This is a genomic window from Anaerotignum sp. (assembly GCF_017483025.1).
Taxonomy (GTDB): Bacteria; Bacillota; Clostridia; order Lachnospirales; family Anaerotignaceae; genus Anaerotignum_A.
Genome location: NZ_JAFUMA010000062.1, coordinates 1 through 4,231 on the forward strand (window position 1 = coordinate 1; position 4,231 = coordinate 4,231).

The window sequence follows — 4,231 nt, forward strand, 5'->3', positions numbered from 1 at the left end:
GGTGTAATCGCCAGCTGCAGACCGCCCAATTCATTGACCGCTGTTTCCGTTGCCAGTTTGATTTTCTCTGCGTACAATTCGCCGAATTCTGCCAGTTCCGTATCGGACATCTGAGTCATGGCATGGATCTCTGCCGCTGCCTGAGGTCCCTGTTCGCGAAGCTCTTCCAGCATAGAGTCTGCAATGCCTCTTTCCAGCAGTTCGTTCATGTCTTTTTGCCACTGTTCCAGCAACTCAACCTGTCCAGCAAGGTTATCGATCAGTGTATCGCCATCAACTTTCGTTTGTTCTCCCACAGAATCAAACAAGCCTGCAAAGCCTGCAATGGCTTCTGCTCTGGATTTCACAGATGCTTCATATTCCTCCATGGCCCGTTTTTCTTCTTCCAAGATAGACTGTTTCGCCGTATAGATTTTCTTATCGATTTCAAGCAGTTCATCCGCTGCCAGATTCTGATTTTTTACGATATTGCTCCAATAAGCAATTTCTTCCTGGGCTGTGACTTCTCCGAAAAACTTTTTGTTATCCAGATAGGATGTAGCCGCATCCATAATCGCTTTGGAATATTCCTTTGCTTTCTGTACCGCTTCGCTCGTCTGTGGATCAATTTTCGCTAAGCCTTTGTCTACGTTCTCCATAACCTCTTCCGCCCATTTGGAAGGAGAATGGGTATCAAAGCCTTTCTTGCCAGTAAACACATTCTTGATGGAATCTACGAAACCAGTCATTTTACTGATAAGCCAGTTTTTCATATTCGTGACGCCTTCCCAGAGACCACGCACGACGTTTTCGCCGATATTGATAAATTCCCCGACCTTCGCAGAAACAGCCGCCACAACCGCCGAAACGGTCTCCCTGACTGAGTTAAAAGCCCCATTGACTTTGTTTCTGAATTCCTCAGAGGTGTTATACGCATCGATAAATTTCAAAAGCAATGCAGAAATAATGGCAATGACAATTGTGACAGGACCGCCAATAGCAGAAATTGCCGTTTTTACCAGCCCCAAACCCGATACCAGCTTCGGGGCAAAGGTAATCAGCGTTCCAAAATGCGTAATGATTGAACCCAAAAGAACAATGACAGGGCCGATAGCTGCTGCAATGCCCGCGATAATCAGGACGAAGTTCTGCATTGCAGGCGAAAGGCTATTGAATTTCTCCAACAATTTTGCGGCAAACTCTACGATCTTCGCTACGATAGGATCCAGCAGTTCACCGATTTTCGCCAGTTCTTCCTGCAAATGATACTGAGCCTCTGCCGCTTCCACCAAATCGGGGTTCCCTTCTCTGTAGGCAGCATAAAAATCTGCAAGCCCGGTATTCGCCAATGTCTGCAAAATAAAGTTTTCCTGCTCGCCACTAGCAATAGCCGCTGTCAGCCCTGCATTAAAATCATCCAAAACAATACCGGAGCGTTCCAGCAATTCTGCAAAGGGGCCAACTGCTGCACCCGTAGCCAGTGTTTCCTGCAGGCCGTCCGCGATACCTTCAAACTTCAGCGTATCAGAGAACTTGATGGCAGCGCCGGACAGTGCATCCATTACTTCTGCAAAGCCTTTATCGCTGATGCCTGTTGCCAGAAGGTTGGACAACCCTTCTACAGAGCTATCAACTTCGCCTGTTACGCCCACGATCTGTGTCATGTAACCACTCATATCATCCAGGCTTCTGCCTGTTTGTTCTGCATTGACTTCCAGGCGGGCAAGGTCACTGCGGAGTTCTCTTGTTCCCTCCGTCACTGCCGCTACGCCTGCAGCCACAGGAGCCGTTACCACAGCACTCATTTTTCCGCCTACGTCGGTCATCTTTTTGCCAAGGCCTTCAATATCTTTCCCAACCTTTGCCACCTGCTGAGCGCCGACGCTGCCAAATTCCTTCATACTCTGGGTCAATCCATCCAGTTTGTTTTCCGTGGATGCAATTTCACGTACCAGTTTGCGGTATTCATCCTGGTTAACTTGCGTGCCGGATGCCATATCCTTATCAGCCTGTTCCTTTGCCTTTTTCAGCGCATTCAACTTCGTTTCTGTCTCGCTGATACTCTTTGTCAGCAATTCTTCCTTCTGGCGGAGCAGGTCCACATTGGAAGGGTCCATCTTCAGCAGCGTTTCAACACCCTTCAATTCTTTTTGCATCCCATTGATCGTTTTATTGGTACTTTTTATAGCTTTCTCCAGCGGGCTAAGGTCACCGCCAATCTCTACGGTAATACCCCTGATTTTACTTTCTGCCACTTTCTCACCTCCTTCAATGCAATAAAAAATCACATCCAGACATAAGTTAAAATAACCCTGTCCGATGTGCTTAGTTTTTCGTGTTAAAATGCATCAATGTCTGCCTGCGTTGCCGCTCTCTGGGGATGTTTCGCATCATATTCCGCATTCTGACAAGTCACCAGGTAGTCAATGATCATCCCTAGTTCCATCTGCTCAAAGTCTTCCAATTTCAGTCCTCTAGCGATAGCAACACGTATGATATCTTCTGTTGTTACTTCCCCACCTGAGGAAGCAGCTACTTTTTTTTAGCTTTCACATTTGTTTTTGCCATGGAAAACAGCAGATCAGATACCTGCGGGAATACATCCGCAACGAATTCCAGTGCCGGCACATCGAAAGTGTCCAGCCATTCTTCGAGAGGAGGGATAGTTTTGTCTGCGGATTTTGCAAAGGTCCAGATGAAACGGTACAGCGTATCCATTTCGAAACTGCTGTCCGCAAAAGCAATCATCATTTCATGCTTTCTTTCTTCTTCCGTTTCAGTATCATTTTCATCCACAGGAGTGATTTTCTTTTTACCCAGACCTTTCACCAGTGCCAGCAAGTCTTTCATGCCATCCCTGCCGAAGTTTCTGCGGTAGGACAACAGAGTTGCCGCACTGCTTCTGACAGGAAATTCATATTCTTCTACTCTTACGATCTTTTCCATTTATCATGCACCTGCTTCCTGTTTCAGATAAACAGCATCGTACCAACCATCAAAGGCCGCATTGGCGTCTACGCCGCCGACTACGGATGCTTTTACATCGCCTGTATCCGTCGCAGGACTTGCAGTCAGAGGAATTGCATATTCTGTCGCTTCAGGGCTCTCTTCTTTTGTGTTGCCTGCAAAATCGGGTCTGCCAGCTGTACAGTTATACAGTACAAAGCGTTTTTTCAGTGCTGTTTCACTGGAGAATTCACCCAGCAGTGCAAATGCAGATTTTGCATCATCAGCGTTTTCGATCATTGCGCCATTCGCATCTTTTGTCATACCCAGAATTTCCACCATGAAATCCTCGGGAATACCCAGAACAGTCACATCACCGTCATAGCCCTGATTGGATGTGATATTTACATAGTTAATATCATCGGCATACACAGGCACATCTTCGCCCACAGGGGACAGGGAAATCGCTCTGGCGCCGGGCATCATTTTGGGTGTGCCATATGTAATTTTGCCATCCTCACCTGTAGTGATTTTAGAATAGGCCAGTTTTTTCAATCCATAAGTGATTTTTGTATCGCTCATTCTGTCATTACCTCCATTTCATACATAATTTCAAACATATCTTCGCTGTCAATATAGACTTCTGTCTTTGTCCAGACCATATCGGCCAGCTCTGTTTCCACCTTTCTTTCCAGTTCCAGATCCTTCTTCTCTGTGTATAATTCCACACGAACAAGAACTTTTGGCTGATAGATACAGTCATCTGCAACGATGTTCCTGTTCTCCGGCAGAAGATAGACCAAGAAAGGCGGGTCTGTCTGTTCTTTGAAATGATCATAGGCCACAGGCAAGCCCGTAGCCATTAACATTTCTTTAATCTCTTTAATTTCCACTTTCTATCTTCTCCTTTATGCGTTTTGACAGATTTTCTTCGACATATTCATCCCCGTACTTGATGTGGGGATATGCCTGCACCCTGCCCTTTCCGCCACGCTTTACATGACCATTTTCCAGCAAATGCGTCAACCTGGCCTGTTTGCCTTTGGCATACCAGACTTTCTTTTTTGATCTCCTTGTTTCAAGGGTTGTTTTAATTGCAAGCGCTTTTCTATATTCTCCTGTCGGCTCTTTGAACGTGATATGCCTATCGATTTCTGTCTTTGACTCTTTTGCCACTTCATCAACGGCCTCTTTCATTTTTTCAGAGGCTTCATCGGAGAATTCCTCCAACTGTGCCATAACTGCAGCCGCTAAATCCTGAACCTTAGCAGTCCTGCTGTAAATGCGTTTTCTCCCCATCAGATCA

5 protein-coding genes and 1 pseudogene are annotated in these 4,231 nt (G+C 46.1%); all 6 read right to left on the reverse strand.

Annotation, left to right across the window (positions count from 1 at the left end):
* Window positions 1–2,234 (reverse strand): annotated as a pseudogene (locus tag IJ369_RS04975) (hypothetical protein); the annotation flags it as partial.
* Between the two features lie 83 nt (window positions 2,235–2,317).
* Window positions 2,318–2,443: a hypothetical protein gene (locus IJ369_RS04980; RefSeq protein ID WP_290716713.1), complete on the reverse strand. Its 126-nt coding sequence runs from the start codon at window positions 2,441–2,443 to the stop codon at window positions 2,318–2,320.
* 68 nt (window positions 2,444–2,511) lie between these two features.
* On the reverse strand, window positions 2,512–2,925 hold the full coding sequence (locus IJ369_RS04985) for a hypothetical protein (protein ID WP_290716716.1): 414 nt from the start codon (window positions 2,923–2,925) through the stop codon (window positions 2,512–2,514).
* Between the two features lie 3 nt (window positions 2,926–2,928).
* Window positions 2,929–3,507 carry a major tail protein gene (locus IJ369_RS04990; protein WP_290716719.1) on the reverse strand — a complete coding sequence of 193 codons (579 nt, stop codon included), beginning with the start codon at window positions 3,505–3,507 and terminating at the stop codon, window positions 2,929–2,931.
* Window positions 3,504–3,794, reverse strand: a complete 291-nt coding sequence (locus IJ369_RS04995) for a hypothetical protein (RefSeq protein WP_290716721.1) — start codon at window positions 3,792–3,794, stop codon at window positions 3,504–3,506. Before IJ369_RS04995 ends, IJ369_RS04990 begins: the two co-directional genes overlap by 4 nt.
* Window positions 3,795–3,807: 13 nt before the next feature.
* A partial coding sequence (locus tag IJ369_RS05000) for an HK97 gp10 family phage protein (RefSeq protein ID WP_290716723.1) occupies window positions 3,808–4,231 on the reverse strand: 424 nt, incomplete at its 5' end.

Bases quoted from the DNA above. Each gene is read 5' to 3' on its own strand.
- IJ369_RS04985 (WP_290716716.1), bottom strand. From the start codon at position 2,925: ATGGAAAAGATCGTAAGAGTAGAAGAATATGAATTTCCTGTCAGAAGC.
- IJ369_RS04990 (WP_290716719.1), bottom strand. From the start codon at position 3,507: ATGAGCGATACAAAAATCACTTATGGATTGAAAAAACTGGCCTATTCT.
- IJ369_RS04995 (WP_290716721.1), bottom strand. From the start codon at position 3,794: ATGTTAATGGCTACGGGCTTGCCTGTGGCCTATGATCATTTCAAAGAA.